Annotated in this window: 27 protein-coding genes and 2 riboswitches; of the genes, 18 read left to right on the forward strand and 9 right to left on the reverse strand. The window is 34.4% G+C overall.

Going from position 1 to position 26,319, the window contains the following annotated elements; translation table 11 throughout:
* Positions 1 to 16: 16 nt before the first annotated feature.
* Positions 17 to 1,597, reverse strand: coding sequence for a phosphoenolpyruvate carboxykinase (ATP) (gene pckA, locus G8Y85_RS08545; RefSeq protein ID WP_060551301.1), 1,581 nt, complete (start codon positions 1,595 to 1,597; stop codon positions 17 to 19).
* Between the two features lie 213 nt (positions 1,598 to 1,810).
* Positions 1,811 to 1,924: riboswitch (SAM riboswitch) on the forward strand.
* Between the two features lie 104 nt (positions 1,925 to 2,028).
* Here pckA and metK point away from each other — a divergent pair.
* From metK to G8Y85_RS08560, 3 genes are all read left to right on the forward strand, one after another.
* On the forward strand, positions 2,029 to 3,228 hold the full coding sequence (metK, locus tag G8Y85_RS08550) for a methionine adenosyltransferase (RefSeq protein WP_165805701.1): 1,200 nt from the start codon (positions 2,029 to 2,031) through the stop codon (positions 3,226 to 3,228).
* Between the two features lie 88 nt (positions 3,229 to 3,316).
* Positions 3,317 to 4,225, forward strand: a complete 909-nt coding sequence (locus G8Y85_RS08555; protein ID WP_060551299.1) for a nuclease-related domain-containing protein — start codon at positions 3,317 to 3,319, stop codon at positions 4,223 to 4,225.
* 213 nt (positions 4,226 to 4,438) lie between these two features.
* The gene (locus G8Y85_RS08560; protein WP_165805702.1) at positions 4,439 to 5,275 is read left to right on the forward strand and encodes an aldo/keto reductase; all 837 of its coding nucleotides are present in this window, start codon (positions 4,439 to 4,441) and stop codon (positions 5,273 to 5,275) included.
* A gap of 184 nt (positions 5,276 to 5,459) precedes the next feature.
* Here G8Y85_RS08560 and G8Y85_RS08565 read toward each other — a convergent pair whose 3' ends face one another.
* Genes G8Y85_RS08565 through G8Y85_RS08575 form a run of 3 tightly spaced genes read right to left on the reverse strand, consistent with a single transcriptional unit; the run spans position 5,460 to position 6,510 of the window.
* Positions 5,460 to 5,825, reverse strand: coding sequence for a fluoride efflux transporter FluC (locus G8Y85_RS08565; protein WP_103345183.1), 366 nt, complete (start codon positions 5,823 to 5,825; stop codon positions 5,460 to 5,462).
* Entirely contained in the window at positions 5,822 to 6,187 is a 366-nt protein-coding gene (gene crcB, locus G8Y85_RS08570) for a fluoride efflux transporter CrcB (RefSeq protein ID WP_165805703.1), read from the reverse strand. Before crcB ends, G8Y85_RS08565 begins: the two co-directional genes overlap by 4 nt.
* Positions 6,188 to 6,207: 20 nt before the next feature.
* Positions 6,208 to 6,510, reverse strand: a complete 303-nt coding sequence (locus tag G8Y85_RS08575; RefSeq protein ID WP_165805704.1) for a hypothetical protein — start codon at positions 6,508 to 6,510, stop codon at positions 6,208 to 6,210.
* Positions 6,511 to 6,663: 153 nt separating this feature from the next.
* Between G8Y85_RS08575 and G8Y85_RS08580 the strand changes: the two genes are divergently transcribed.
* A complete protein-coding gene (locus tag G8Y85_RS08580; protein WP_037565603.1) occupies positions 6,664 to 7,374 on the forward strand; it encodes a transaldolase in 711 nt (236 codons plus the stop codon).
* A gap of 93 nt (positions 7,375 to 7,467) precedes the next feature.
* A complete protein-coding gene (locus tag G8Y85_RS08585) occupies positions 7,468 to 7,917 on the forward strand; it encodes a hypothetical protein (RefSeq protein ID WP_103345185.1) in 450 nt (149 codons plus the stop codon).
* On the opposite strand, the gene G8Y85_RS12530 is transcribed toward G8Y85_RS08585, so the two are convergent.
* On the reverse strand, positions 7,900 to 8,334 hold the full coding sequence (locus G8Y85_RS12530; RefSeq protein ID WP_107401571.1) for a competence protein ComK: 435 nt from the start codon (positions 8,332 to 8,334) through the stop codon (positions 7,900 to 7,902). The two genes, G8Y85_RS08585 and G8Y85_RS12530, sit on opposite strands and share 18 nt — an antisense overlap.
* Before the next feature lie 15 nt (positions 8,335 to 8,349).
* Positions 8,350 to 8,811 (reverse strand): sigma-70 family RNA polymerase sigma factor, encoded by a 462-nt coding sequence (locus G8Y85_RS08595; protein ID WP_060551294.1) that lies wholly within the window; start codon positions 8,809 to 8,811, stop codon positions 8,350 to 8,352.
* 200 nt (positions 8,812 to 9,011) lie between these two features.
* On the opposite strand from G8Y85_RS08595, the gene G8Y85_RS08600 reads away from it, so the two are divergent.
* The 7 genes from G8Y85_RS08600 to ribH all read left to right on the forward strand — a co-directional run bounded on the left by G8Y85_RS08600 (position 9,012) and on the right by ribH (position 16,030).
* Positions 9,012 to 9,236, forward strand: coding sequence for a hypothetical protein (locus tag G8Y85_RS08600; protein ID WP_037565599.1), 225 nt, complete (start codon positions 9,012 to 9,014; stop codon positions 9,234 to 9,236).
* Positions 9,237 to 9,399: 163 nt separating this feature from the next.
* A complete protein-coding gene (sagB, locus tag G8Y85_RS08605; protein WP_060551292.1) occupies positions 9,400 to 10,266 on the forward strand; it encodes a peptidoglycan release complex glucosaminidase SagB in 867 nt (288 codons plus the stop codon).
* 317 nt (positions 10,267 to 10,583) lie between these two features.
* A complete protein-coding gene (locus G8Y85_RS08610; RefSeq protein ID WP_165805706.1) occupies positions 10,584 to 12,299 on the forward strand; it encodes an FAD/NAD(P)-binding protein in 1,716 nt (571 codons plus the stop codon).
* Between the two features lie 115 nt (positions 12,300 to 12,414).
* Positions 12,415 to 12,546: riboswitch (FMN riboswitch) on the forward strand.
* Between the two features lie 138 nt (positions 12,547 to 12,684).
* Positions 12,685 to 13,731, forward strand: a complete 1,047-nt coding sequence (gene ribD, locus G8Y85_RS08615) for a bifunctional diaminohydroxyphosphoribosylaminopyrimidine deaminase/5-amino-6-(5-phosphoribosylamino)uracil reductase RibD (RefSeq protein WP_060551290.1) — start codon at positions 12,685 to 12,687, stop codon at positions 13,729 to 13,731.
* Positions 13,732 to 13,735: 4 nt separating this feature from the next.
* Entirely contained in the window at positions 13,736 to 14,365 is a 630-nt protein-coding gene (locus G8Y85_RS08620; RefSeq protein ID WP_165805707.1) for a riboflavin synthase, read from the forward strand.
* Between the two features lie 13 nt (positions 14,366 to 14,378).
* A complete protein-coding gene (gene ribA, locus G8Y85_RS08625) occupies positions 14,379 to 15,560 on the forward strand; it encodes a GTP cyclohydrolase II (RefSeq protein WP_103345933.1) in 1,182 nt (393 codons plus the stop codon).
* Between the two features lie 11 nt (positions 15,561 to 15,571).
* Positions 15,572 to 16,030 (forward strand): 6,7-dimethyl-8-ribityllumazine synthase, encoded by a 459-nt coding sequence (gene ribH, locus G8Y85_RS08630; RefSeq protein WP_037565594.1) that lies wholly within the window; start codon positions 15,572 to 15,574, stop codon positions 16,028 to 16,030.
* Between the two features lie 97 nt (positions 16,031 to 16,127).
* On the opposite strand, the gene G8Y85_RS08635 is transcribed toward ribH, so the two are convergent.
* Positions 16,128 to 17,168: a proline dehydrogenase family protein gene (locus G8Y85_RS08635; RefSeq protein ID WP_103346304.1), complete on the reverse strand. Its 1,041-nt coding sequence runs from the start codon at positions 17,166 to 17,168 to the stop codon at positions 16,128 to 16,130.
* 534 nt (positions 17,169 to 17,702) lie between these two features.
* On the opposite strand from G8Y85_RS08635, the gene G8Y85_RS08640 reads away from it, so the two are divergent.
* The 4 genes from G8Y85_RS08640 (at position 17,703) to G8Y85_RS08655 (ending at position 20,627) form a co-directional block, all read left to right on the forward strand.
* Positions 17,703 to 18,035: a hypothetical protein gene (locus G8Y85_RS08640; protein ID WP_060551286.1), complete on the forward strand. Its 333-nt coding sequence runs from the start codon at positions 17,703 to 17,705 to the stop codon at positions 18,033 to 18,035.
* A gap of 135 nt (positions 18,036 to 18,170) precedes the next feature.
* Complete coding sequence (locus G8Y85_RS08645) at positions 18,171 to 18,992, forward strand: alpha/beta fold hydrolase (protein WP_060551285.1); 822 nt, start codon at positions 18,171 to 18,173, stop codon at positions 18,990 to 18,992.
* A 128-nt stretch (positions 18,993 to 19,120) separates the two neighbouring features.
* Complete coding sequence (locus G8Y85_RS08650; protein WP_037565589.1) at positions 19,121 to 20,074, forward strand: L-lactate dehydrogenase; 954 nt, start codon at positions 19,121 to 19,123, stop codon at positions 20,072 to 20,074.
* Positions 20,075 to 20,216: 142 nt separating this feature from the next.
* On the forward strand, positions 20,217 to 20,627 hold the full coding sequence (locus G8Y85_RS08655) for a transcriptional regulator, SarA/Rot family (RefSeq protein ID WP_060551284.1): 411 nt from the start codon (positions 20,217 to 20,219) through the stop codon (positions 20,625 to 20,627).
* 97 nt (positions 20,628 to 20,724) lie between these two features.
* Here G8Y85_RS08655 and mnmM read toward each other — a convergent pair whose 3' ends face one another.
* Both mnmM and mnmL read right to left on the reverse strand, forming a co-directional pair.
* On the reverse strand, positions 20,725 to 21,288 hold the full coding sequence (mnmM, locus tag G8Y85_RS08660; RefSeq protein ID WP_165805708.1) for a tRNA 5-(aminomethyl)-2-thiouridylate-methyltransferase MnmM: 564 nt from the start codon (positions 21,286 to 21,288) through the stop codon (positions 20,725 to 20,727).
* Entirely contained in the window at positions 21,285 to 22,244 is a 960-nt protein-coding gene (mnmL, locus tag G8Y85_RS08665) for a tRNA modification radical SAM protein MnmL/YtqA (RefSeq protein ID WP_165805709.1), read from the reverse strand. Before mnmL ends, mnmM begins: the two co-directional genes overlap by 4 nt.
* A 111-nt stretch (positions 22,245 to 22,355) precedes the next feature.
* Between mnmL and G8Y85_RS08670 the strand changes: the two genes are divergently transcribed.
* Together G8Y85_RS08670 and leuS are read left to right on the forward strand one after the other, a co-directional pair.
* A complete protein-coding gene (locus tag G8Y85_RS08670) occupies positions 22,356 to 23,537 on the forward strand; it encodes an MDR family MFS transporter (protein ID WP_060551281.1) in 1,182 nt (393 codons plus the stop codon).
* Between the two features lie 360 nt (positions 23,538 to 23,897).
* Positions 23,898 to 26,309, forward strand: a complete 2,412-nt coding sequence (leuS, locus tag G8Y85_RS08675; protein ID WP_060551280.1) for a leucine--tRNA ligase — start codon at positions 23,898 to 23,900, stop codon at positions 26,307 to 26,309.
* Positions 26,310 to 26,319: the final 10 nt, after the last annotated feature.

A 26,319-nucleotide genomic window follows, 5' to 3' on the forward strand; every position in this document is an offset into this window, starting at 1 on the left:
TATCACAGCTTTTGATTTATCCTTTAAAGCCACCAGTTTGTTCTAGATGTTGAGTATCTTCACCGAATTTTTTGAAGTTTTCTTTAAAACGTTCAACTAATTCTTTTGCTTGCGTAGTATAGGCTTCTTTATCTGTCCATGCATTGATTGGTTGTAAAATTGTGGTAGGTACATCTTCAACCGCTTTTGGAATATTTAATCCGAAAATATGATCTTTTTCAAACTCAGCATTTTTTAGTTTGCCACTAATAGCGTCATTCACCATTTTACGTGTATGGCGTAGTTCGATACGATTTCCGATACCATATTTACCACCAGTCCAACCTGTATTCACTAAATATACATCCACATCATGTTTGTCAATTAAATCACCAAGTAAATCCGCGTATACTTTAGCATTTAACGGTAGGAATGGAGCGCCAAAACATGTTGAGAATGAGGGTTGAGGTTCTGTAATACCACGTTCTGTCCCCGCAAGTTTTGATGTAAATCCACTTAAGAAATGATACATCGCTTGATCTTTGGTTAATTTAGAAATTGGAGGTAACACGCCAAATGCATCTGCAGTCAAGAAAATGATGGTATTTGGATGAGATGCTTTAGATGGTACGACAATGTTGTCGATGTGATGAATTGGATATGCAGCACGTGTATTTTCAGTGAGTTTATTGTCATCAAAATCCACATAACCATGTTCATCTACAACGCAATTTTCTAAAACAGTACCATATCGAATGGCATTAAAAATTTGGGGTTCTTTTTCTTCTGACAGATGAATGGCTTTTGCGTAACAGCCACCTTCAATATTAAAGACACCATTTTCATTCCATCCATGTTCATCATCACCGATTAATTTACGATTTGGATCAGCGGATAAAGTGGTTTTACCTGTGCCAGATAATCCAAAGAATAATGCAACATCACCTTTATTACCTACATTAGCCGAGCAGTGCATACTCATAATGTTTTGTTCTGGTAATAAATAATTCATCACAGAGAAAATAGATTTTTTCATTTCGCCTGCATATTCCGTGCCCCCGATTAAAACCGTTTTATGCTTAAACGAAATGATTACAAAGGTTTCTGAACGAATGCCATCTTTTTCTGGATTTGCTTTGAATGTAGGTGCAGAAATAATCGTAAAATCAGCTTTTATTTTTGCAGCCTCTTCTTTAGAGTTTGGTTTGATAAATAAATTTTGTGCAAATAAGTTATGCCACGCAAACTCATTGACGACTGTTAAATCGAGCTGTGAATCTTTATCACTACCTGCATAACCATTGAAAACAAATATCTCATCTTTACTGTCCAAATAATCAATCACTTGATAGTATAAGTTTAAAAACTTTTCCTCTGAAATAGGTTGATTAATTGTGCCCCAATCAATATCATCTTTTACTTGAGGATTGTCTACAATATATTTATCTTTTGGAGAACGTCCAGTATAAACGCCCGTTTTTGCATTGATGGCCCCGAGTTCTGTTAATTCAGCTTCGTCTCGTTTTAATATTTTGTTATAAAGTTCTGTTGTTGTAAGTTGAAAATGAGATGAAGGCTTGTCTTTTAAAGCGTCAATTGCTTGTGTGTCAAACGACATGATTTTATCCCTCCAATAGTTATTTCGGAAATGTAAGCCTTTACAATTCAAGAGTATAACACATTGATTTCATAATCCATACCAAAATTAGGTAATTTGGAGAGAAAAATAGTAAAATAATTAGGTTGTTAAATCGCTTTTATATTTGTGTAACATAAGACGAAACTGAATTGACACTATTAAAAAATTTATGTAATATAGGACTAACGGATTCTCTTATCCTGAGTGGTGGAGGGACATGGACCCAATGAAACCCAGCAACCTCTTCTTTCAATAGAAGAAAGGTGCCAAACCGTTTGCAGACATATATAGTCTGAACGATAAGAGCGAATGGACGTTAAAGGCCTACTCTCTATTTTATAGTGTGAAAGGCTTTTTTTATTGGCTCAGTCACAGAGAGAACTTCGTAATAAAATTTAAAGGAGCTTAATATGACTTACAATAGACGCTTATTTACTTCAGAATCAGTTACTGAAGGACATCCAGATAAAATTGCCGATCAAATTTCTGATGCGATTTTAGATGAAATTTTGAAAGGTGACCCTAATGCGCGTGTAGCATGTGAAACGACTGTTACGACGGGGATGGCGTTAATCGCTGGTGAAATCACAACATGTACATATGTAGATATTCCTAAAGTTGTGCGCGAAACGGTTAAAGAAATCGGCTATACGCGTGCAAAATATGGTTATGACTACAAAACAATGTCAGTGCTTACAGCAATCGATGAACAATCGCCAGATATCGCACAAGGTGTGGATCGCGCTTTAGAATATCGTGAAGATAATCAAGATGAGGTTCTAAATACGGGTGCTGGCGATCAAGGATTAATGTTTGGTTATGCCACTAACGAAACAGATACATTTATGCCATTACCAATTGATTTGTCTCATAAATTGTCTAAACGCTTAACAAAGGTGCGTAAAGATGGTACGTTAAGTTATTTAAGACCAGACGGTAAAGTTCAAGTTACTGTTGAATATGATGAAAACAATCAACCAAAACGTATTGATACCATCGTTATTTCATCACAACATCATGAAGATATTGAATTAAAAGATATTCAAGATGATTTAAAGAAACATGTGATTTATCCTACAGTTGATAAAAAGTTAATCGATGAGGATACAAAGTTCTTTATCAATCCTACAGGCCGTTTTGTTATCGGTGGTCCTCAAGGGGATGCTGGTCTTACAGGGCGCAAGATTATCGTTGATACTTACGGCGGTTATGCGCGCCATGGTGGCGGTGCATTTTCGGGTAAAGATCCGACAAAAGTAGACCGTTCTGCTGCGTATGCTGCACGCTATGTAGCTAAAAACATTGTCGCTGCAGGCCTAGCAGATAAATGTGAAGTCCAAATTGCATATGCAATTGGTGTCGCGCAGCCTGTATCTATTTCAATCGACACGTTTGGGACAGGCAAAGTTTCAGAAAGTATCCTCATTGAAGCGGTAAGACAAAACTTTGATTTACGACCTGCTGGGATTATTAAAATGTTAGACTTACAACGTCCTATTTACAAACAAACTGCTGCATATGGTCATTTTGGACGCAATGATATTAATGTTCCATGGGAAAAAACGGATAAGATCGATATTCTTAAACAATCAGTAGAAGCATTAAAATAAAGTTTTCTTAATTAAGATTCGCGATTTGATTCGCTTTTTTATATAATGATGATAATAAAGCAAATGAAGAAAAGGTAGGTAATTGTTCATGTCACAATTAGATCCCATTCAAATTGGGTTAATCGTTGCGAGTGCCCTCGCACTTTTGTTTCTAATCATGTTTCTCTTTGCCTTGCGCAGTAAGAAAAAAGTGAAAGAAACGTATTCGAATCAATTTCAATCTAAAGAAGAAAAATTAAATCATGAGCATAAGGAAGCTCTTGAAAAAGCACGTATTGAAAAGAAAAAATCAGATACGCGTCATAAAGAGCAATATGACTCTATGTTGTCATCAAAAAATCGTGAAATCGATGCATTAAAATTATTCTCAAAAAATGATAGTGAATATATTACTGATATGCGCTTATTGGGAATTAGAGAACGTCTAGTTAAAGAAAAGCGTATTCGTCCTGAAGATATGCATATCATGGCGAATATCTTTATGCCAACTAACACTTTAGAAGACATTACGCGAATTAGTCATCTTGTATTGACACGTACAGGTCTCTATATTATTGATTCAGAATTGTTAAAAGGACATGTATACCAGGGTGTCAGTCAAAATCAATTTAAAGACAATCCTATGATGGAACACGTATTTAAAACGTTAAATTTAGATGGACAATCTCCTCAAACGATTGTACTTGATCAAAATGAAGAGAGACAAGCGCTTTCAGTAGTAGATTATACGTCTCAACTTGAATCAATTGAAAAGCTGGCAACGACATTGCAACAAAAGCTAAACCTTAAATATGCGCCAACAGCAATTCTTTATTTTAATCCAAGACATGATGGTGACATCACGATTTCAAATTATGCTTCACAAAGTGGAACTAAAGTATTAGTCGGACCTGCACAACTTGATGAGTTCTTTAATAAGTTTGTTTTCCACGGACGCATTCAATATGATGTGAATGATTTGCAAGCAATTATGGACGAAATTGAATCATTTAATTAGATTGTGCAGCCGCCTTTCTAGTTTAATTTCAATGTATGTTAAATCAATTAAATAATAGGCTAGGCGAAAGAGTAGGGCATTAAGTGTCCTACTCTTATTTTGATTCTACTGTTACAAGTGTAGGTCATGTGTTTTATTAAGAATGAGACAAAAAAATTTACGTATGTTTTAACCTTCGTTATGATTAATTTGAATAAAGAAAGGGTGAAGATGATGAATAATGTAACATTTTACAATGGTAATGAGATGCCTCAAATTGGATTAGGTGTTTTTCGAGTACAAAACGATGATACAGCCAAAGAAGCGGTTAAACATGCCATTTTGCATGGATATCGTAGTATTGATACCGCAATGATTTATAACAATGAAGAAAAAGTAGGAGAAGGCATTAAAGAAGCACTCGCTGCATCTCATCTTCAGCGAGAGGATTTATTTATAACTTCTAAAATATGGTTACAAGATTACGGTCGTCACAACGTTGAAGCGGCTTATGAAAGATCTTTAAAGTCATTAGGTCTAGATTATTTAGATTTGTATTTAGTACATTGGCCAGGTCTAGATGACACAGTAATGATTGACACATGGAAGGGGATGGAAGACTTATACAAAGCGGGTAAAGTTAAAAATATTGGGGTCAGTAACTTTAATATTGAACATATGGATCAACTATTATCAGAAACTTCAATTAAACCCGTCATTAATCAAGTCGAATTTCATCCTTATTTAACACAAGAAAACTTAAAAGCGTACCTTGAAGCTCAAAATATTAGAATGGAATCCTGGTCTCCATTAATGAATGCGCAAATTTTATCTGATGATTCTGTACAAAGTATTGCAAAAGAAGTTCACAAATCTCCAGCTCAAGTGATTGTGAGATGGAATATACAACAAGGTGTTGTGACAATACCTAAATCTATTACGCCAACACGTATTGAGGAAAATATAAACGTTTTTGATTTTGAGTTATCACAAAAGCAAATGGATCAATTAAATGCTTTAAATCAAAATAAGCGTATAGGTCCTGACCCTTTAACTTTTAACGGAAAATAATCTCTTACAAACGACTAATGATAGACTTATGATTAGTAAAACAAGCCACCAACATTTATTTAGTCACATGTTGGTGGCTTTAAGTGTCTGTTATTAATATAGGTTGATGAATGATATACAATTACTCTATTATTGTTAAGTTGACTTAAATGCTTTTAAAGATTTCACGTTACATTAGAGATGTTTAGTTAAAAAAATATTGTGAAATTGCGTAACCAGCAATGACACACACTAAACAACCTATATATTGAAAAAAAAGTAAATGTATAACTTGAACCCATTTTTGTTGTTTGATAAGTGAGGAAAGTTCAAGTTGTAAAGTAGAAAAAGTAGTGAAGCCACCGAGCACACCAACTGTAAGAAAAAGGGTTGAGTGACTTTCAGATATGAGCAATGGGCTTAATATACCAAACATAAAACAACCGGCTAAATTGATAAATAATGTGGCGATAGGAAAAGTGGTGAATTTCAATTTATTAAAGATGTTTGTCAATAAAGCGCGAAAAGTTGCCCCAAGTCCGCCTCCTAAGATGATGAGTAGGATGTTCATGAAACATCATCCCCTAACTTCAAACCTAAAATACAACAGACGATGCCTAATAAACTACTCAAGGTGAGGTATAAAAAGCCTGTAAACCATGCGTTGATTGAAATAAATGTGAATACCTCAAACTGAAATGTAGAAAATGTTGTTAGTGCGCCTAAACATCCTGTTGTAATCCCTTTTTTTAGATAAGTATGCGTTTCTAGAAAACGAAGCGAATACGTTGATAAAAATCCCATAAAAAAAGCGCTAAACATATTGGCAAGGAATGTGCCTATTGGTAAACCATGCCATAAAGGGAGAAAAGAGAGCATGTAGCGTATTAACGCGCCTAAAGCACCCCCTACAAAAATATATAAATACCCCATGATTAACCCCCTCTATGAGTTTAAATAATGCCGAATAAGTATAATGCTGATGCAATTTGAAATAATAAAACACAAAAAATAATCCATGGCATTATCTTCGCCGCACGGTGAATCCAACTTTTGCTTTCAGGCAAATATTTAATAGATTTGTCAGCAAATATAATAGTGAAGACAAGAATGAGTGCATTAACAAATACACTTACGATAATAATTTTTACGATACTATTAAAATGCAAATGTAAAAGTGGATTGAATGCATTACAATATAAACTAAGTAGCAAAAATAATACACTTAAATAAAAATATTTCTTTGATTTTGACATGCGTGTGCCTCCTTATCGTTTAATATCATATCATATTATATTTTATTTTCTTAAAAAAATGGTTACTTTCATCATCTGCAAGCGTAAATATAGCATTTCTATCCTAAAAAATGATATAACATTAATATCAACTTATACATCTAGGAGGACATTATGAAAAAATTAAATGTACAAGTATTTGCCGATGGTGCAGATATCAATCAAATGAAACAAGCGTATCAAAATAAAGAAGTAGACGGATTTACGACGAATCCAAGCTTAATGGCAAAAGCGGGTGTTAAAGATTACACGCAGTTTGCAAAAGAAGTTGTAGAGGCAATTCCTGATGCTTCTGTATCATTCGAAGTATTTGGAGATGATATGGAAACGATGGAAAAAGAAGCTGAAATCATTCAACAATTCGGTGAGAATATTTTCGTCAAGATACCTATTGTCAACACAAAAGGTGAATCTATGTTACCTTTAATTGAAAAGTTATCTGCTAAAGGTGTTAAGCTCAATGTGACAGCAGTTTACACAATTGAACAAGTAAAAGCAATTACTGATGCAGTTACTGAAGGTGTTGAAACATATGTATCAGTTTTTGCAGGGCGAATCGCTGACACGGGTGTAGATCCATTACCATTAATGAAAGAATCTGTAGAAGTGACACATAGTAAGCAAGGTGTTCAATTACTATGGGCAAGTTGTCGTGAATTATTTAATGTGATTCAAGCAGATGAAATTGGTGCAGATATTATTACGTGCCCTGGTGATGTGGTTAAGAAAATTTCAAATATCGGTAGAGATATTGATGAATTATCTGTTGATACTGTTAAAGGATTTGCTAAAGATATTCAAAGCTCGGGATTAAGTATTTTATAATCGAATCGTTTTGAAAAATAGAGACTCAAACACTTCGATATTTTACGAAGGTTTGAGTCTTTTTAAATAATATAAAAGACAAAGGAGTGCATCATGGGACAAAAAACGTTTAAAACTAAAATTGAAAAACAATTATGGTTTTTGAATAAAAAAGAACGTAGCATTTTACATTCAGAGTTAGAATCTCTTAATGCAGCGACTTTTAAAGCTCAATACCGTACACAAAATCAATTTGTCATCTCGTTTTTATCAAGGCATGTATACAATAATCAACCGAAGTCACAATTACATTTATTGACCACATTATTAGGTTTAATGATTGCAAATACATTGCTACTTGGAATTTTGATTACAGGTTTATTATTGTCTTTATCGTCTATTAAATATTTTATAACACCCACAGCAACTCTAGGCTTAAATAACGTCATCTTGATATTTATATCAAGTATTATCATGATTGTAATTGCTGTAGTTTTTATAAAGCCTGTCAACGGTTATTTAACTAAGCGTTTAATTGACTTTAAACTAAATAGATTGACTTAGAATTAATTGACCTAAAAATAAACTTTCTTTCCATTTTTTTGAACAAAATGTGATAGATTGTTCAACAACCAAGTGTTGGTTATTATTAAAAATAATGCGAGTACGCTCTTGTATTGATGACATCCCGATGACTTGTGTCATATTGATATAGACTTGATATGTGGAACGTTTTGCGAACAAGGGGCAAAGAATCAGTTCAGGAGTAATGAAAATCGGTATATATTGGCCGATGTTTAACATTTCTGATGATAACTTTATTTGAGTGGAATAATGTTTGTGGTGGTTTTGGAGTAACGATTTTATAAATGCGGTCATTGTTAGCGAAGAGTGAAGATTAAAGTGTTTGAACTGTATATTGAGCTGGTGTGTCATGGCGCAAGATGTTTCGAAATATAGAAGGGTATTAAACTGTGTCATTAAAGAAATCCTTTCTTAATTATAATCTAACTGTGCTTTTAAAATGGCATAAGTTTGTTTTTTATAGTTTTTAACTGAACTCAGTGAGCAATGCATCATTTCGTGGATTTCTTTTTGGGTAAAACCGCTGAGGTGAAGGTTTAACCATTTGGCTTGCTTGGAAGATAATTGATGTGTGATTAAGGATAATTGCAGGGGAATATGTGCAGATTGTACTGTGGTGGTAAGATTGTCGATATCACAGGTTAAAGGTATTCGCATCTCTTTTCTTATAAGATCTAAAAGGTAATAATGAAGTTTCGTGCGTATATAACGATGAAAATCGCTTGAACGCGACATATCAAAATGAACTTGCAATTCCCATAGTCGTATTAAAAGCATCTGAAAAATCTCATCATAATTATAAGATATATAGTACCTTTTTAGTAGGTAATGTAAAAATTTTTCATATTTTAAGTATAAAGCGTCAAAATTCATTAAATAAACTCCTAAAATATATATTGACCGGTCATATATAGTCATATCGGTTTAAAATGATTGAGGCACGTGCATTTTTATGATATTTTTAGATTAAATTCAACACTAAAACAATGGTTATGTTAAATTTTTGATATAAAGCGTTATGTTTGTCCGTTTTACGACGTCATTTTATTAAAAAAGACAAAGTGGAGGAATCTATGGACTACGAACATTTAAACTTAGAACATTTCTTTGCACGCAATGATGATTTAGATGTCATTCGTGATCGCGCTAATTTCGTTATGATTAATAATATGACGAAAGAAATGATGTATCGTGATGGTGATATAGAAGGTGCGATTGATTTGACGAAGTACTATTATAAAAATCGCTCTCAAGCAGCAAGTTTTATTATGATGGATTATAACCCACACGAAAAGTAATGAATTTCTTTACATATTCATTACTTTTCTTTTATGAATTCATGACAAGATGTAACTTCAATTGTGTTCGTTCGCTATTGGTGGTAAAATTTGTATTCAAGCGTGAACGTTTAAAAGATGAATGGTTTATTCCATTGAAACAACATAATGAAGAGGTGTGTTTATGAGAAAGCACAAACAAGGTTCATTGATTTCTGTAATCGTGTTACTCATTGTAGCGGCAATTGCAGGGTTTTTATTTTTTTCAATGATCAAAGACCAAATTTTCTTTAAATCAGTCAAGCAAGTAGAACGTGTTGAAAAATTAAATGTGACACTTGATCAGGCTGCAAAAAAACAAATTGATAATTATACAAGTCAACAAGTTTCTAATAAAGAACACACGAATTGGCGTGATGCTTCTCCAACTGAAATTCGAGAAGCAATGGATAGTTCAAGATTTATGGATGATAAAAAACAAAAGTATCAGTTTTTAGATTTGTCTAAGTATCAAGGTATTGATGATAATCGTATTAAAAGAATGTTAATTAATCATCCTACATTGCTCAATCATACAGAAGATTTTCTAAATGCCGCAAAAGCGAAACAAGTGAATGAAGTATACTTAATATCTCATGCCTTACTTGAAACGGGTTCTGTTGCATCAGAACTTTCGAATGGTGTAGAGATAGATGGTAAAAAATATTATAACTTCTATGGTGTAGGTGCGCTTGATGAAGATCCAATAAAAACAGGTGCAGAATATGCTAAGAAAAAAGGATGGGACACACCTGAAAAAGCCATTTATGGTGGGGCAGAATTCATTCATGATCATTATCTAAAAAACCCTGAACAAAACACACTATACAGTATGCGTTGGAATCCTAAAAACCCAGGTGAGCATCAATATGCTACAGATATCAATTGGGCGAAGAGTAACGCAACAATTATGGCTGATTTCTATAAAGATATGAAGACTGAGGGGAAATACTTTAATTGGTATGTCTACAAAGACGATAAGAAACACCAAGATGGTAAAAATCACGAATAATAACAAACCGACTTTCATCATTTGAAGGTCGGTTTTTTATATGGATTAAAGTTAAAACAGCACATAAATTTTACACATGTTGTTATACGTGACATATTATTCGGCTTTATTGTTCTTTCCAAAATAAAAGAAAAACACTACTACGAGAATTAATAATTTAAAACACTTTTTTAGCAAGTGAATCACCTCTAAGATAATGTGGTATAAGTTCATTTATTTTAACATAGAATTTCAATAGTAAAAATTCATTCGATTATTATTAATCTGAGGAAGATTAGGGTAGAATTAAAAGGAAACTTGGAGAAAGGGTGATTAAAATGAGAGTCGCTATTATTGGTATGGGTACAGCTGGCGTGAGTGTATTACGGCATTTAGTGAAGTTTGAAAAGTTTAATCAGTTGGAAGTTGACGTTTATGATAATGATAAAAATATGGGACAAGGAAAACCGTTTCAAGACGATAGTGAAGATTTACTTACTAATGTACCTACCTCTATGATTTCTTTAAATCAAGATAACATTCATGAATTTAAAGAGTGGTATGAAGCACATGATGAATATCAGTATGGAAATGCTGATTATTTACCAAGGTTTGTATTTGGTCATTATATGAGAGACCAACTTGAGACCTTTCATTCCTCTTTTCAAAATATTAATATCATCACGAATGAAGTAACTCAAATGTATATTGAGGAAGCAAATGATGCCATCATACCAAGAACCATTCATATTTGTACTAAAAATGATGAAACAACATGTAAAAAATATGATTATGTCTTTTTAACGATTGGTACTTTAAGTTATAACGATCCATATCATCTCAAAGGCACTAAAAATTATATTCATTCACCTTATCCCGCAAATCGTACATTGGATAATGTCAAAGATACAGATCGAATTGTGATTATAGGTAGCGGTTTAGCAAGTTTAGATGTCATACGCCATACTGTTAAACATCACCAAAATAAACCGATCATTGTAGCCAGTCGAAGTGGTAAAATGCCTAGCGTTCGCGGCGAAATGATTGATATCACATTAAAGTATTTGACGCTTGCACAATTTGATGCGTTAAAACAAAAACATATGGGCTGTGTTCCATTAGATGAAGCGATTGCTTTATTTAAAAAAGAATGTGAAGCGTTAAATATCCCTTTACAAAGGCTGCTTAAGCGACGTAAATACGATGCGATTCGTGATTTAACTTATGATTTGAATCACCCTCAAGAACTTGGTAAATTTCAAAGTTTACTTGAAGTCATCAAAGAAAATATGGATTGGATTTGGAATAGTTTTAGTCGTGATGATCAAGAACAATTTATTCGTAAATATCAACGTTATATCGTTGAAAACTCAAACCCGATGCCTCGAGAAACTGCGCAGTTAGTGTTAGAAAACATTAAATCCGGCCAAATTCAAATCTATTCAGGTTTAGAAGATTTACGTCATTATTACGGTAAATTTAGACTAAAGTTTAAAAATCAAGATGAAGTGCTAAAAGCAGAGGTTGTCATTAATGCAACTGGCGCAAAAAAACATTTATCTCAATTAGATGATGATGACGCATTATTATTAGATATCGCTAATCGACAAATCATTCAATCGCATCCAATGGGAGGTATACAAATCGTTCCTGCAACAAATGAAGTGATTAGTCCGTTATATGGTACCTTAAATAACTTAAGAGCAATTGGACAAATAACAAATGGCGTAAACTATTATCGTAATGGTATTCCTTCAATCGTTCAACAAGCAGTGCGGTCGGTTCAAAATTTGTACGATACTTTAGAAAAACGTGCTATGACGAATCAAGATGATTATGAAAACCATTCATCGCACTCCAAACAAAATGTCAACGCAACGGAAAATTCTGATACCGCTTTTAAAGAACTTCAAGAAAAAGTCGATGTATCACAAAAGCCAAAACATAAAGACGATAAGAAAAATAAAAAAATAAAAAAAGAAAAAGAAGATAAGAAAAAGAAACATAAGAAAAAACATAAGAAGAAAAAGAAACATAAGAAAAAGAAAGAGTAAAAACACGCCGCTTTATGAATCAAATGATTGTAAAATAAAATATGTTAAGCTAATTTAGACTCAAGTGCTTTTATAAGTGCTTGAGTATCTTTTTATCTCATTACAATTTCATATTTTATTCTTTCGGGGCTGGGTGAAATTCCCAACCGGCAGTAAAATTAAGCCTGCGACCCATAGTTATTTAACTATGGCTGATCTAGTGCAAATCTAGAGCCGACAGTGAAAGTCTGGATGGGAGGAAGAATAACGCTAACAAACATAACATGTTTATGTTTATTTGCTGATGAAAAATTTATAGAACATCGGTTTATTTTGTGATGTCTATTTTTCATATTACCTTCCACTCGAATCGACAATCGAGTGGTTTTTTTATTGAGGTGAAAGATTGAATAATTATTTAGATAAAGCAATTTCATTAGCACAGATGGTGGAGGGTCAAACTGGTTTAAATCCACCAGTGGGTGCTGTCATTGTTAAAAATGGTCGTATTATAGGTATGGGTGCCCACTTGAAGCAAGGTGAACGTCATGCAGAAATTCAAGCGATAGACATGGCTGGACCAGAGCAAGTGGTAGGGGCAACAATATATGTTTCCTTAGAACCGTGCTCTCATTTTGGAAAAACGCCTCCATGTGCAAAACGTATCATTGATACAGGGATTTCTCATGTCGTTTATGCAGCACGTGATATTACTTTGCCTGCAACGGGTCATCAGATGATGGAACGTGCTGGTGTTAAAGTAACCTATCGTCCGCATCCAGTTGCAGAACAATTATATGCATCTTTTTTCAAAAGTAAACAATTGGAACGACCCATCGTAACTGTAAAAGTAAGCGCGAGTTTGGATGGCAAACAAGCAACAGATCATTTTGAAAGTCAGTGGATAACAAACCCATCTGTAAAGGAAGATGTCTTTAAATTGCGTCATGAACATGATGCGATTATTACAGGTTCAGGTACGCTAAAATATGATAATCCAAGCTTAACAGTGCGACTTGAAGAAGGGCGACATCCGGTTAGAGTGATTCTAACGCGCTCAGGTCAAATTGATTGGAAGTCCAACATGTTTCATGATGGATATGGACCTATCATCATATATACTGAAAATCATTCATTACAATCTACTTGCTCAAATGTAGAAGTTGTATGCTTAGACAACTGTAATGTAGACAGTGTTTTAAAAGATTTATATTTAAAAGGATTTGGACGTGTTCTTGTCGAAGCAGGTCCAAAGGTTACCTCTCAATTTTTATCATCTAAATTGATAACGCATTTTATTTTATATTTAGCCCCGAAATTAATAGGTGGACAAGGCTTAAATCAGTTTTATCAAACCGAATCGGTGTTTAAGCTTAGTGATACCCACCAATTTGAAATTGTTGAGACATCATTAATAGATACTAATGTGAAAATACTCATGAAAAGGAAGTGACAACATGTTCACAGGTATCATTGAAGAGGTCGGAACAATTCTTTCTATCCGCAAACAAAATCCCACAACACAACTGACCATATCATGTTCTAAAATTCTAAATGATATGTCAATTGGTGACTCGATCAGTGTGAATGGTACATGTTTAACTGTAACCACTTATAATGACCACAGCTTTAGTGTGGACGTTATTCTTGGAACGGAAAATAAAACCTATTTAGGTCAACTTAAAGTTGGTGACCGTGTGAATCTTGAACGTGCGTTACTTGCTACAGGACGACTTGGAGGACATTTTGTTCAAGGTCATGTAGATGGTAAAGGCAAAATTTTACACATAAAAAAGTCTGCCAATGAATGGATTTATACCATCGAGGCGCCTCAAGTCATTATGGCTCAAATGATCCAACAAGGTTCAATTGCGGTTGATGGTATTAGTTTAACTGTATTTGAAAAACATCAATCCAGTTTTAACATTCATCTCATTCCTGAAACACGTCAAGCAACAACGTTATCTCAAAAAAAACAAGGTGATGCAGTGCATTTAGAAACGGATATGTTGTTTAAGTATGTTCAGGCACTCAACACTAACAAAAAAACGCTTGCTATCGATGATTTGTTAAAAGCGGGATTTTAATGGAGGGGTAAGGATGAAATTTGATTCAATTGCGCTAGCATTAGAAGAATTAAAAAAGGGTAAGCCTATTATCGTTTTAGATGATGAAAATCGTGAAAATGAAGGTGACTTAGTTGCAGTAACAGAATGGATGCAAGACGATACCATCAACTTTATGGCCAAAAATGGCCGTGGATTGATCTGTGCGCCTATTTCGAAAGAGATTGCAACTCAAGCAGGTTTAAACCCTATGGTCTATGAAAATAATGATCCTCACAAAACAGCATTTACGCAAAGTATCGACCATGTGTCATCAACAACGGGAATCAGCGCTTTCGAGCGTACTCAAACGGCACGTGCACTCATTCAAGCTGGGATGAATGAACGTACGTTTAACCAACCAGGTCACATTTTTCCATTAATTGCTAAAGACAACGGTGTACTTGCACGGCGAGGACATACAGAAGCGGCTGTCGATTTAGCGTTATTAACTAATGCCAAACCAGCAGGCGTCATATGTGAAATTATGAATGAAGACGGCACAATGGCTCGAGGAGAGCAATTACAAGATTTTAAAGAAAAACACCAATTAAAGATGATTACGATTGAGGCGTTAGTGTCTTATATCAAAGTTAATCGTAAATTAATTAAACAAGAAGCAAAAGTGAAGTTACCGACACGATATGGCACGTTTGACATGATTGGCTTCACATCAGAATTTGATGGTCAAGAACATTTAGCAATTATCAAAGGGGAAATCCAACCTGAGATGAACGTGCGTATTCATTCAGCATGTGCAACAGGTGATATCTTTCATAGTGAACGATGTGATTGTGGTGAACAACTTGAAAAAGCCATGCAGTATATTCATGAACATGGTGGGATTATTTTATATTTGCCTCAAGAAGGTCGAGGCATTGGATTAATGAATAAATTAAAAGCATACGAATTAATTGAACAAGGATACAACACAGTCACAGCAAATGAAGCGCTCGGTTTTGAACCGGATTTAAGAGATTATGATATTGCTGCGCAAATGCTGAAACATTTAGGAGTGTCGTCAGTCAACTTGTTAAGTAACAATCCAGAAAAATTTGAGGGATTAAAAAAATATCACATTGATATAACTGGGCGTGTACCTTTAATCACATGTGAAAATGAGAATAACCATGATTATTTAGAAGTTAAAAAAACTCAAATGGGACATTTAATATAGGAGGAATCGAAATGAAATTTGAAGGTCAGTTAATTGGAGAAGGTTTAAAAATTGGAATTGTAGTGAGTCGTTTCAATGATTTTATTACGAGTCGTCTGGTTGAAGGGGCAAATGATGCACTAATACGACATCAAGTCAATGAAGCGGATATTGATATTGCTTATGTACCTGGCGCTTTTGAACTCCCTATAGTAGCTAAAAAAATGGCTCAGTCAGGTAAATATGATGCGATTATTACTTTAGGTTGTGTCATTAGAGGTGCAACAACACATTACGATTATGTTTGTAACGAAGCGGCAAAAGGAATTGCTAAAGCAAGTGATGATTCGGGTATTCCTGTGATATTTGGAGTTGTAACGACTGAAAATATTGAACAAGCGATTGAACGCGCTGGTACAAAAGCAGGGAATAAAGGCGCAGAAGTAGCTGTAGGAGCTATTGAAATGGCAAACTTACTTAAGGCACTATAACGTGCTCAACACAATGTAGGAAAAATAAACTGCCTTCAATATTCATTAAAGAATGAATATTGAAGGCTATTTTTTGAGGTTAGGTTATCCTTATATTTTATAAAGTTTTAATACAACGTTGATGTTGTGATTTTGTTTCATTTTGTTTGTTACATTTTGATTTTTTTCGAGTAAGACCTAATATTGTTCCTACAACTGCTGCACCACCTAAAACTGCAAGCGTTTTTGGCTTAACAAATTCTTTAAAAGCAAGGGTTAAATTTTGTGGACGTTCCGCAAGTCTTCTCATAAAATAACCAAACCAGTCATCGCCATATGGGACATAAATTGTAAAATGATATCCCTCTTTTGCAATTTGCTCAGCCAGTTCGGTTCTGAAACCGTAAAGCATTTGGAATTCAAATTTAGATTTATCAATATGGTGTTCTTCAGCAAAAGCTTTAACATGATTAATAATATTATGGTCATGTGTTGCAATAGAAGTGAAGTTTTTAGCTTGTAATAAACGTTTTTCGATTAATCGTATGTAATTTTGATCGATTTCATCTTTTGTTTGATAAGCAATATGTGGTGATTCTTTATAAGCGCCTTTCACTAAGCGTAAGCGCAAATCAGGATATTTATCTAATAGAACATCAGCCTTAAATAAATAAGCTTGTATTACTGTTCCTACATTGGTAAATTCGCTTTTTAAGCGATCTAAAGTTTGTGTGACATCAAATAAGCTATCATATTTTTCAGTATCGAAATTAATGTGCATATTATTATAAGACTTTGCAGTATTAACAATTTCGTATACATTGTCATAGGCTAAAGCACGATCGAATTCAATGCCTAGTTGACTTAACTTAATCGACATATGTGCGTCAAGATTATTTTCATGAAGGACTTTCATCACTTCTAAAATTTCATTTTTGGCATCTATCGCTTCTTGGCGGTTATGAACAAATTCTCCAAGGATGTCTACCGTACCAGCGATGTTTTTTTCATTTAACCGTTTGATTGTTCTAACAATATCAGGTAATTGGTTTCCAGCTACAACTTTATTGGCCCCAAGAGAAGGTCCTACTTTTTTAGCAGTCGTATTTAAAAATGTATTGTTAGATAATGCGATAAAAAAATTCTTAACTAAACCCATGTTTATTCCTCCCCATGTCTTTGCATTGCTATTAGTGATAGTGTATCACGATTATATAGAGGAAGAAAACGGTTTCAGCTAAAAGTTTTTAGAATTTAATGAAAAAAGACATCTTTAAAGACATCTTAGCTTCATTTACCAAACCATTATCGCCAATAAGAAAATGGGTTAGGGAATGCGTATAAGGGTAGCACAAAAACTCGAGATGCTATTAGTATTATGATTGTGTGAGTTGCATGTTGGCATCTATAGGTTCCGCTAAGGCTGCTGAAAGTATAGGGAGGTTAAAAATAATGAAAAAACTAAGCATACATTTTAGCAAAAATTTCATTTATTAACTCCTTTATAGTTCGACTTACTTGAACCATATCACAATGCTTTTAATGTCTTGCGAAAATATTGTAAAGGTTCGTTAAAGTTTTCTGTTTGTTAAATTCATGTAAATATTACACTTATAAACTTAACGATATCTTTAAAAATAATTCGCATTAGCCATGTTAAAATAGTATTAAGCATAATTAAGGGAGTTTTGAAATGTTTAGAGATTTAGTATTTTACACATTAGGAACTGAGCTAGATACGTTTTTTCAATATTTCATATTTGAACTTATATTATTAACACTCGTTGGATTAGCGATAGTCTTGATTACAAAAAAATTATGGATGGCCATAGCTATAATTGTTGCATTAAATCTTGTTGATGCCGCAATAGTAGGGAACTTCAATGCGACGCAAGGACAAGGCACTTTAATAGGACAATTTTTCTTAATGATAGTTGCTAAATTCTTCCCTACATTTTATGAGGTATTATTAGTTGTGTTAATTTCGCGTATTCCATTTTTAAGACGCAAATTTAAGTTGGCATAAAATTGAATGAATCATGGTCACGTACGTTTAAGGTCAATCATAGACTTGAACGTACGTTTTGTATTTGATGGCGCATTTTGGCAAGAATTGATAAGATGAAAATAAAGATTTCTGAAACAGGAAGGAACAAATCGTATGTGGAAATGGGAAACAGAAAATGAAGCAAAAGGTGTCGTCGTTATAATACATAATATGCTAGAACATACTGGACGCTACGCTTATGTAATCACGCATTTACGTCGTAATGGATATCATGTCATTATGGGTGATTTGCCTGGACAAGGACAAAGTTCTCGCACAAAAAAAGGGCAAATTGAACATTTTGATGTGTACCAAGAACGTGTGCTAGAATGGGTCCAAATTGCTGAAGAATATCATTTGCCAACTTTTATTATTGGAGTAGGATTGGGCGGTCTTATAGCGGTCAATGTACTAGAAAAATTTGAATTGCATTTAGAGGGGCTTGTCTTACTTTCTCCATTATTTGCATTTCATCAAACCAATCAAACGAGAAAACATATGGTAACGTCACATATTGGTGATGTGTCTAAAAGCGCTAAATTTGAGTTAGGATTTAATATTGAAACTTTAACGACTAATCCAGAAGTTCAAGAAGAAACAGCTAAAGATGCCCTAATGCTCAAAAAAGTGAGCTACCATTGGTATAAACAAGTCGTTCAGGCGATGAAAAAAACACTAGACCATTTGAATCAGCTACCCAAAATGCCTCTATGTGTAATGTATGGTACGCATGATACGTTGTCGGATGTAACCGTTACACAACAGGTAATACGTCAATGTATGTGTGATGAAATGTACTACAAAGCATGGCCTGAGATGGTACATGAAATCCATAATGAACCAGAGCGTGAAGCTGTGATGCGTTATGTATTAAGTTTTTTAAATAATCGGGTATATGCTGCGGGTTTTGTTGTTGAAGATCAAGAAACGTTATAAGTGACATGCTTATGACAATCATATGTAAAATATTGCATGCAAATAGAATTCGTGGTAAATTAATAATGTGAAAAATATCACATAAAACATAATTGATTAAAGGACTTCGTAGATAGGAGCGTGTCAGTATGTCAAAAAAAGGTAACAAAGTTGTTTTAGTAGGTAATGGTGCAGTAGGTGCTAGTTACGCATTTACTATGGTAAGTCAAGGTGTGGCAGATGAATTGCTCATCATTGATATTAATGAAGATAAAGTACGTGGTGACGTACTTGATTTAAACCATGGTGCACCTTATGCGATGTCTCCAGTAAAAGTAAAAGCAGGTAAATATGAGGATTGTGGCGATGCAGATTTAATCGTAATTTGTGCAGGGGCACCTCAAAAAGTTGGAGAAACGCGTCTTGATTTAGTTGAAAAAAATGCAAAGATATATAAAGGTATTATTACTTCTATTATGGACAGTGGTTTTGATGGCATCTTCTTAATTGCAGCGAACCCTGTAGATATTTTAACGTATGTAACTTTAAAATATTCTGGTTTACCTAAACATAAAGTGATTGGTTCAGGTACGATTTTAGATACAGCACGTTTCAAACATCTTTTAAGTGAGGCATTTGATGTAGCACCTTCAAGTGTACATGCTAATATTATTGGTGAACATGGTGACTCTGAAGTACCGGTATGGTCTAGTGCAACAATTGCAGGCGTATCATTATATGATGAATTGAAAAAAGATCCAGAAAAAAGTCATCTCATTGAAGACATTTATGTTCAAACACGTGATGCTGCGTATGACATTATTAAAGCAAAAGGTGCGACATATTATGGTGTTGCAATGGGATTAATGCATATTTCTAAAGCGATTTTACGCAATCAAAATGTTGTTTTAACTGTTTCAAGTTATCTTGAAGGTGAATACGGTCATGAAGGCGTATATACAGGTGTACCTACACTAATCAATGGTGAAGGTGCTGTGAAAATTATTGAAACACCTTTAAATGATGATGAAAAAGAAAAATTCGCGAAATCGTGTAAAGTGTTAAAAGACATGCAAGATTCTATTGAATATTTATTCGAATAATGCTTTAGTGAATATTAAATAATAAGGACATAAGTTCATAGTTTGATGAATTCATATGATTAAGCTTTTCATGATTAGGGTACACATATCATAATGAATAATGTATCAATTATAAAGGATAATCTATAATGGAGGCTTAATCATGGTAAAAAAATCAAAATATGATGTAAGTGATATCGTTCTTTTGGATAATCTACAAAAGCAAGTTGAAGCTATCTTTGATGAAATTGATAAGCAATTTGATTTATCAAAAGAAGAATTTCTGATTCTACTCACATTGTGGGATAAAGGTTCAATGACGCTCAAAGACATGGACAAATACGTTAAAGTAAAAGCTTATAAACGAACAAGAACGTTTAACAATTTAGTAGAAAAGAAATGGATTGTTAAAGAACGCCCTTCAGATGATGAACGCACTGTGATTATCCACTTTAATGAGAACAAAGCACAAAATAAACAAGAATTAATTGATTTCACATGTTCTGCCATTGAAAAACGTCAAGACAATTTAACAAATCAACTTCATTCCATAATAAATGGATGCGAATTATAACCCGTAGTATGCGGAAACGGAAAATACGTATCTCATAGTAAAGAATTCGCATGAGTTTGTGTTAACTTAAAAGAATTAACGGAAGTGAGACCTAATCTCACTTCCGTTTTTCTATACCTATAATGTAAGGTGGATGATTTTGTTGATTGATAAATTCATATTTAATAACGTGTGCGATGGTTTGATCTAATTGTTCAAAGTAAGCATTTAAGTGCTTGCTTTCTTCAAAACCTTCAGGATGTCCTGGGTAGATGGCGAAAACAATGATGCCCTCTGGACGCAACTGTTTGAATATGCTTTCAAATGCGTTAATAGTAGTTGTTGCATGTGTAACGATGGTTTTATCTCCTTTAGGTAAATAGCCTAAATTGAATAACGCTGCGCTAACTTTATGTTGATGGGATGTCTCCATATGCTCAGTGATAAGTTCATGACCAGTATGAATGACGGAAACGTTTGAATATGATGACACTCTTTGACGCGTATTTTCAATTGCTTGAGGTTGTATATCGCATGCATAAACATGTCCTTCCGGAACACATTGTGCTAGAAACTCTGTATCATAGCCATTGCCACATGTACCATCTATGACGACACTGTCTTCTTGGACATGTGACATAATTAATGACTTTGCAAAGGGTAAGACACGTGGAACTATCATCTAATAACCTTCCCTTTAGCTTTAAACTTTTGACCTTGCACAGTATTTCTACGTTTTAATTCAGCGTCAATTTCATTTAAAACTTCCCATTTATTTACACTCCACATCGGACCTACCATTAAATCAATAGGACCATCACCTGTAATTCGGTGTACAATCATAGACGGTGGTATAATTTCTAGTTGATCGCAAACTAAGTTAATATATTCTTCTTTAGTCATAAATTGTAAGTGTCCTTTTTCATATTGTTTTACCATCGGTGTGCCTTTTAATAAATGAAGTAAATGTATTTTGATACCTTGAACATCCATATGCGAAACGACGCGTGCGGTTTCCATCATCATGTCATAATTTTCACCAGGTAAGCCATTTATAATATGACTGCATACATTAATATTGTGCTGTCTCAGCTTTTTAACACCTTCTTCATAACACGCCATGTCATGTGCACGATTGATAAGGTCTGAGGTTTCTTGATGAACGGTTTGAAGACCAAGTTCGACCCACAAATAGGTGCGTTTGTTAAGTTCAGCTAAATATTCCACAACATCATCAGGTAAACAATCTGGACGCGTTCCAATCGAAAGCCCAACTACACCTTCTTCATTTAATGCAGCTTCAAATTTTTCGCGTAAAACATGTACGGGTGCATGCGTATTTGTAAAAGCTTGAAAATAGGCAATATATTGACCCTCATGCCACTTTTCATGCATCTGGTCTTTGACTTTTTGGAATTGAACATGAATTGCATCAGCACGATTTCCAGCAAAATCACCACTCCCAGCGGCTGAACAAAATGTACATCCCCCATGTGCAACGGTACCATCTCGGTTAGGGCAATCAAAACCACCATCTAATGCGACCTTGAAAATTTTTTGACCAAAGTGTTGCTTAAGGTGATAATTTAGCGTATGATACCTTTTGTTTTCAAAAGCGTAGGGAAAGTATTTACCCATTTGGTGAAACTTCCTTTCTATATACAATGTATTTCAAGATTTTAACATATTTTACGTTGGACGTGTTATAGTGAAAAAATAAAGACAAAGAAATAAAGAGGTGTCGCACATATGAAAATGCCGAAAGAAATATGGTGGCTTGTGATAGGGATGGCTATTAATATCACAGGTGCCAGTTTTTTATGGCCATTAAATACAATCTATATGAATGAAGTTTTAGGGAAGTCTTTAAGTACTGCGGGGATTGTATTAATGGTAAATGCTTTTGGTATGGTCGCTGGTAATTTAATAGGGGGTTCATTATTTGATCGTTTAGGTGGATACAAAACGATTATGCTAGGGACGTGGATAAGTTTATTCGCAACTGCTGGATTGAACTTTTTTCATGGGTGGCCATGGTATGCGCTGTGGTTGATTATTTTAGGATTTGGTGGTGGCATGATTATTCCTGCAATTTATGCAATGGCTGGTGCTGTATGGCCGCGTGGTGGTCGTCAAACATTTAACGCGATATATTTAGCACAAAATATAGGCGTTGCTGTAGGCGCTGCGTTAAGTGGATTTGTAGCTGAACTAAGTTTTAATTATATCTTTTTAGCGAATCTCATGATGTACGTAATATTTTTTGTTGTAGCCATGTTTAACTTTAAAATGGAATATCATGCGACCGTTAAAACTGCGGAAACGCTAGAGGGTATGACGCATGTGCAAAATAAAAAACATTTCAATGCATTAATTTTACTATGTGTCATGTTTGCAATCTGTTGGATAGCTTACGTACAGTGGCAAACGACAATAGCTTCATTCACTCAAGAAATTGGAATTTCAATGAGTCAGTATAGCTTATTGTGGACAATTAATGGTTTGCTTATTCTGTTAGGGCAACCTTTAATCTCACCTATTATTCATATTCTTAAAGGTCAGCTTAAAAAGCAACTTTATGTGGGCGTATGCGTATTTATTATTTCATTTTTTGTCACTAGCTTTGCGCAAAGTTTTACAATGTTTATTGTCGGAATGGTGATATTAACATTTGCTGAAATGTTTGTGTGGCCAGCAGTACCTACAATTGCAAATACCTTGTCTCCTAAAGGTAGAGAAGGCGTGTATCAAGGGATAGTTAACTCTGCATCTACTGTTGGCAAAGCTTTTGGACCATTAATTGGTGGTATACTCGTAGATGTATTTAATATGCAAGTGATGTTTTTATTTATGATAGGCTTGTTAATGATTTCTATTGGTTTTATCTCTATATTTGATAGACGTATTGACAAGAAAATGTTATACCGTTAAGTATCGTTATTAGCTTGCATAATCGTAATAAATTTCATATGATAGTATTAAATCATATGAGAAGCACGTCTCAACAAGTTATTGTATCTTGCTTCGATGAACACAAGGATTTGTTTTACGCTAATAAAATAGATCAAGGAGTAGTAATTCATTGGTATTTCTACAGAGAGTTAGTGGTGCTGAAAACTAACGTTATACGATGAATGAACTTGCCGTATATCAAATATAATTTAATGACATCTCAATCCATTATGTAATGAAGCGCACACAAGTGAACGAGGGTGGTACCGCGGTGAAAATCGTCCCTTTTTTATAAAAACATAATTGGTTGAGGTGTTTTTTTAATCAGGAGGAATTGTCGTGAATTTTAATCATCAAGAAATTGAGAAAAAGTGGCAGAACTATTGGCTCGAAAATAAAACATTTAAAACTGAAGATCATTTAGGTCAAAAGAAATTTTATGCACTTGACATGTTTCCATATCCATCAGGCGCAGGTTTACATGTAGGTCATCCGGAAGGGTATACGGCTACAGATATTATTTCTAGATATAAACGTATGCAAGGGTACAATGTTTTGCATCCAATGGGATGGGACGCATTTGGCTTACCAGCTGAACAATACGCATTAGATACAGGTAACAGTCCTGCAGAATTTACCAAAAGAAATATTCAAACATTTAAACGTCAAATTCAAGAACTAGGTTTTAGTTATGACTGGGATCGTGAAGTTAGCACAACGGACCCCGATTACTATAAATGGACACAATGGATTTTTATTCAATTATATAAAAAAGGTTTAGCTTATATTGATGAGATTCCAGTAAACTGGTGTGAAGCATTAGGCACGGTTTTATCAAATGAAGAGGTTGTAGATGGCGTGTCAGAACGCGGTGGACACCCGGTTGTTCGTCGTCCTATGAAACAATGGGTTTTAAAAATTACTGCTTATGCAGATCGACTATTAGAAGATTTAGAAACGTTAGATTGGCCAGAATCAATCAAAGACATGCAACGTAATTGGATAGGTCGTTCTGAGGGAGCTAAAGTCTCATTTAAAGTTGAGCAAAGTGAAGACAAGATTGACGTCTTTACAACACGCCCAGACACTATTTACGGAGCAACATTTTTAGTACTTAGTCCTGAGCATACATTAGTAAATCAAATTACTACGCCAGAACATCTTGATACAATAACACGATATCAACAAGAAGCGGCTAAAAAATCAGATTTAGAACGTACGGATTTGGCTAAAGAAAAAACAGGTGTATTTACTGGTGCTTATGCACTTCACCCTTTATCAGGCGAGCGTATACCAATTTGGATTGCTGATTATGTATTATCGACTTATGGCACAGGCGCTGTTATGGCTGTTCCAGGTCATGATGAACGTGATTTTGAATTTGCGCAAACGTTTGATTTACCTGTCAAATATGTTATCGAAGGAGAACTAACGAATGGTGTTTATAGTGGCGACGGTAGCCACGTTCATTCGAATGAATTAAATGGTTTAAATAATAAAGATGCAATGTCAAAAGCGATCGCATTGTTAGAAGCTAAAGGTTTAGGTGAGAAAAAAGTTAACTATAAATTACGTGACTGGTTGTTCAGCCGCCAACGATACTGGGGTGAACCAATTCCAATAATTCATTGGGAAGACGGTTCTATCACAACGGTTCCTGAAAGCGAATTACCATTACTTCTTCCTAAAACGGATGAAATTAAACCATCTGGTACTGGTGAATCTCCTTTAGCGAATATCGAATCGTTTGTCAATGTGGTCGACCCTGAGACAGGTATGAAAGGTCGACGTGAAACGAATACGATGCCACAATGGGCAGGTAGCTGTTGGTACTACTTACGTTATATTGACCCTAAAAATGACCAAATGTTAGCAGACCCTGAAAAATTAAAACATTGGCTACCTGTTGATTTGTATATCGGTGGCGTAGAACACGCAGTGTTACACTTATTATATGCTCGTTTTTGGCATAAAGTGCTTTATGATATTGGTGTTGTACCTACAAAAGAACCTTTCCAAAAATTATTCAATCAAGGGATGATTCTTGGTGAAGGTAATGAAAAAATGAGTAAATCAAAAGGAAATGTTGTAAACCCTGATGACATCGTTGCATCACATGGCGCTGATACGCTACGTTTATATGAAATGTTTATGGGTCCATTAGACGCATCTATTGCTTGGAGCGAAAATGGGCTTGATGGTTCAAGACGATTTTTAGATCGTATTTGGCGTTTACTGGTAACTGACCAACATCAATTGAGCGCAAAAGTAGTGAATGAAGAGACGCCTGAATTACAAAAATCGTATCATCAAACTGTGAAAAAAGTGACAGAAGACTTTGAAACGTTGAATTTTAATACAGCGATCAGTCAATTAATGGTATTTATCAATGATTGTTATAAGGCTGACAAAATAAATAAATCTTATATTGAAGGATTTGTTAAAATGTTAGCGCCAATTGCGCCTCATTTAGGTGAAGAATTGTGGTCAATTTTAGGGCATGAAAGTACCATCACATATCAACCTTGGCCAAGTTATGATGAGCAATTACTTGAAGGTGATATGGTTGAAATTGTTGTCCAAGTCAACGGTAAAGTTCGTGCTAAATTAGAAATTTCTAAAAATGCAACAAAAGAAGAAATGGAACAAATAGCACTTGATAATGAAAACATAAAAGGTGCGATAGAGGGTAAAGAGATTAAGAAAGTGATTGCGGTTCCTCAAAAACTTGTCAATATTGTAGCGAAATAGATAGATGAAA

It is taken from the genome of Staphylococcus sp. 11007852, from assembly GCF_011394325.1.
Lineage (GTDB): Bacteria > Bacillota > Bacilli > Staphylococcales > Staphylococcaceae > Staphylococcus > Staphylococcus agnetis.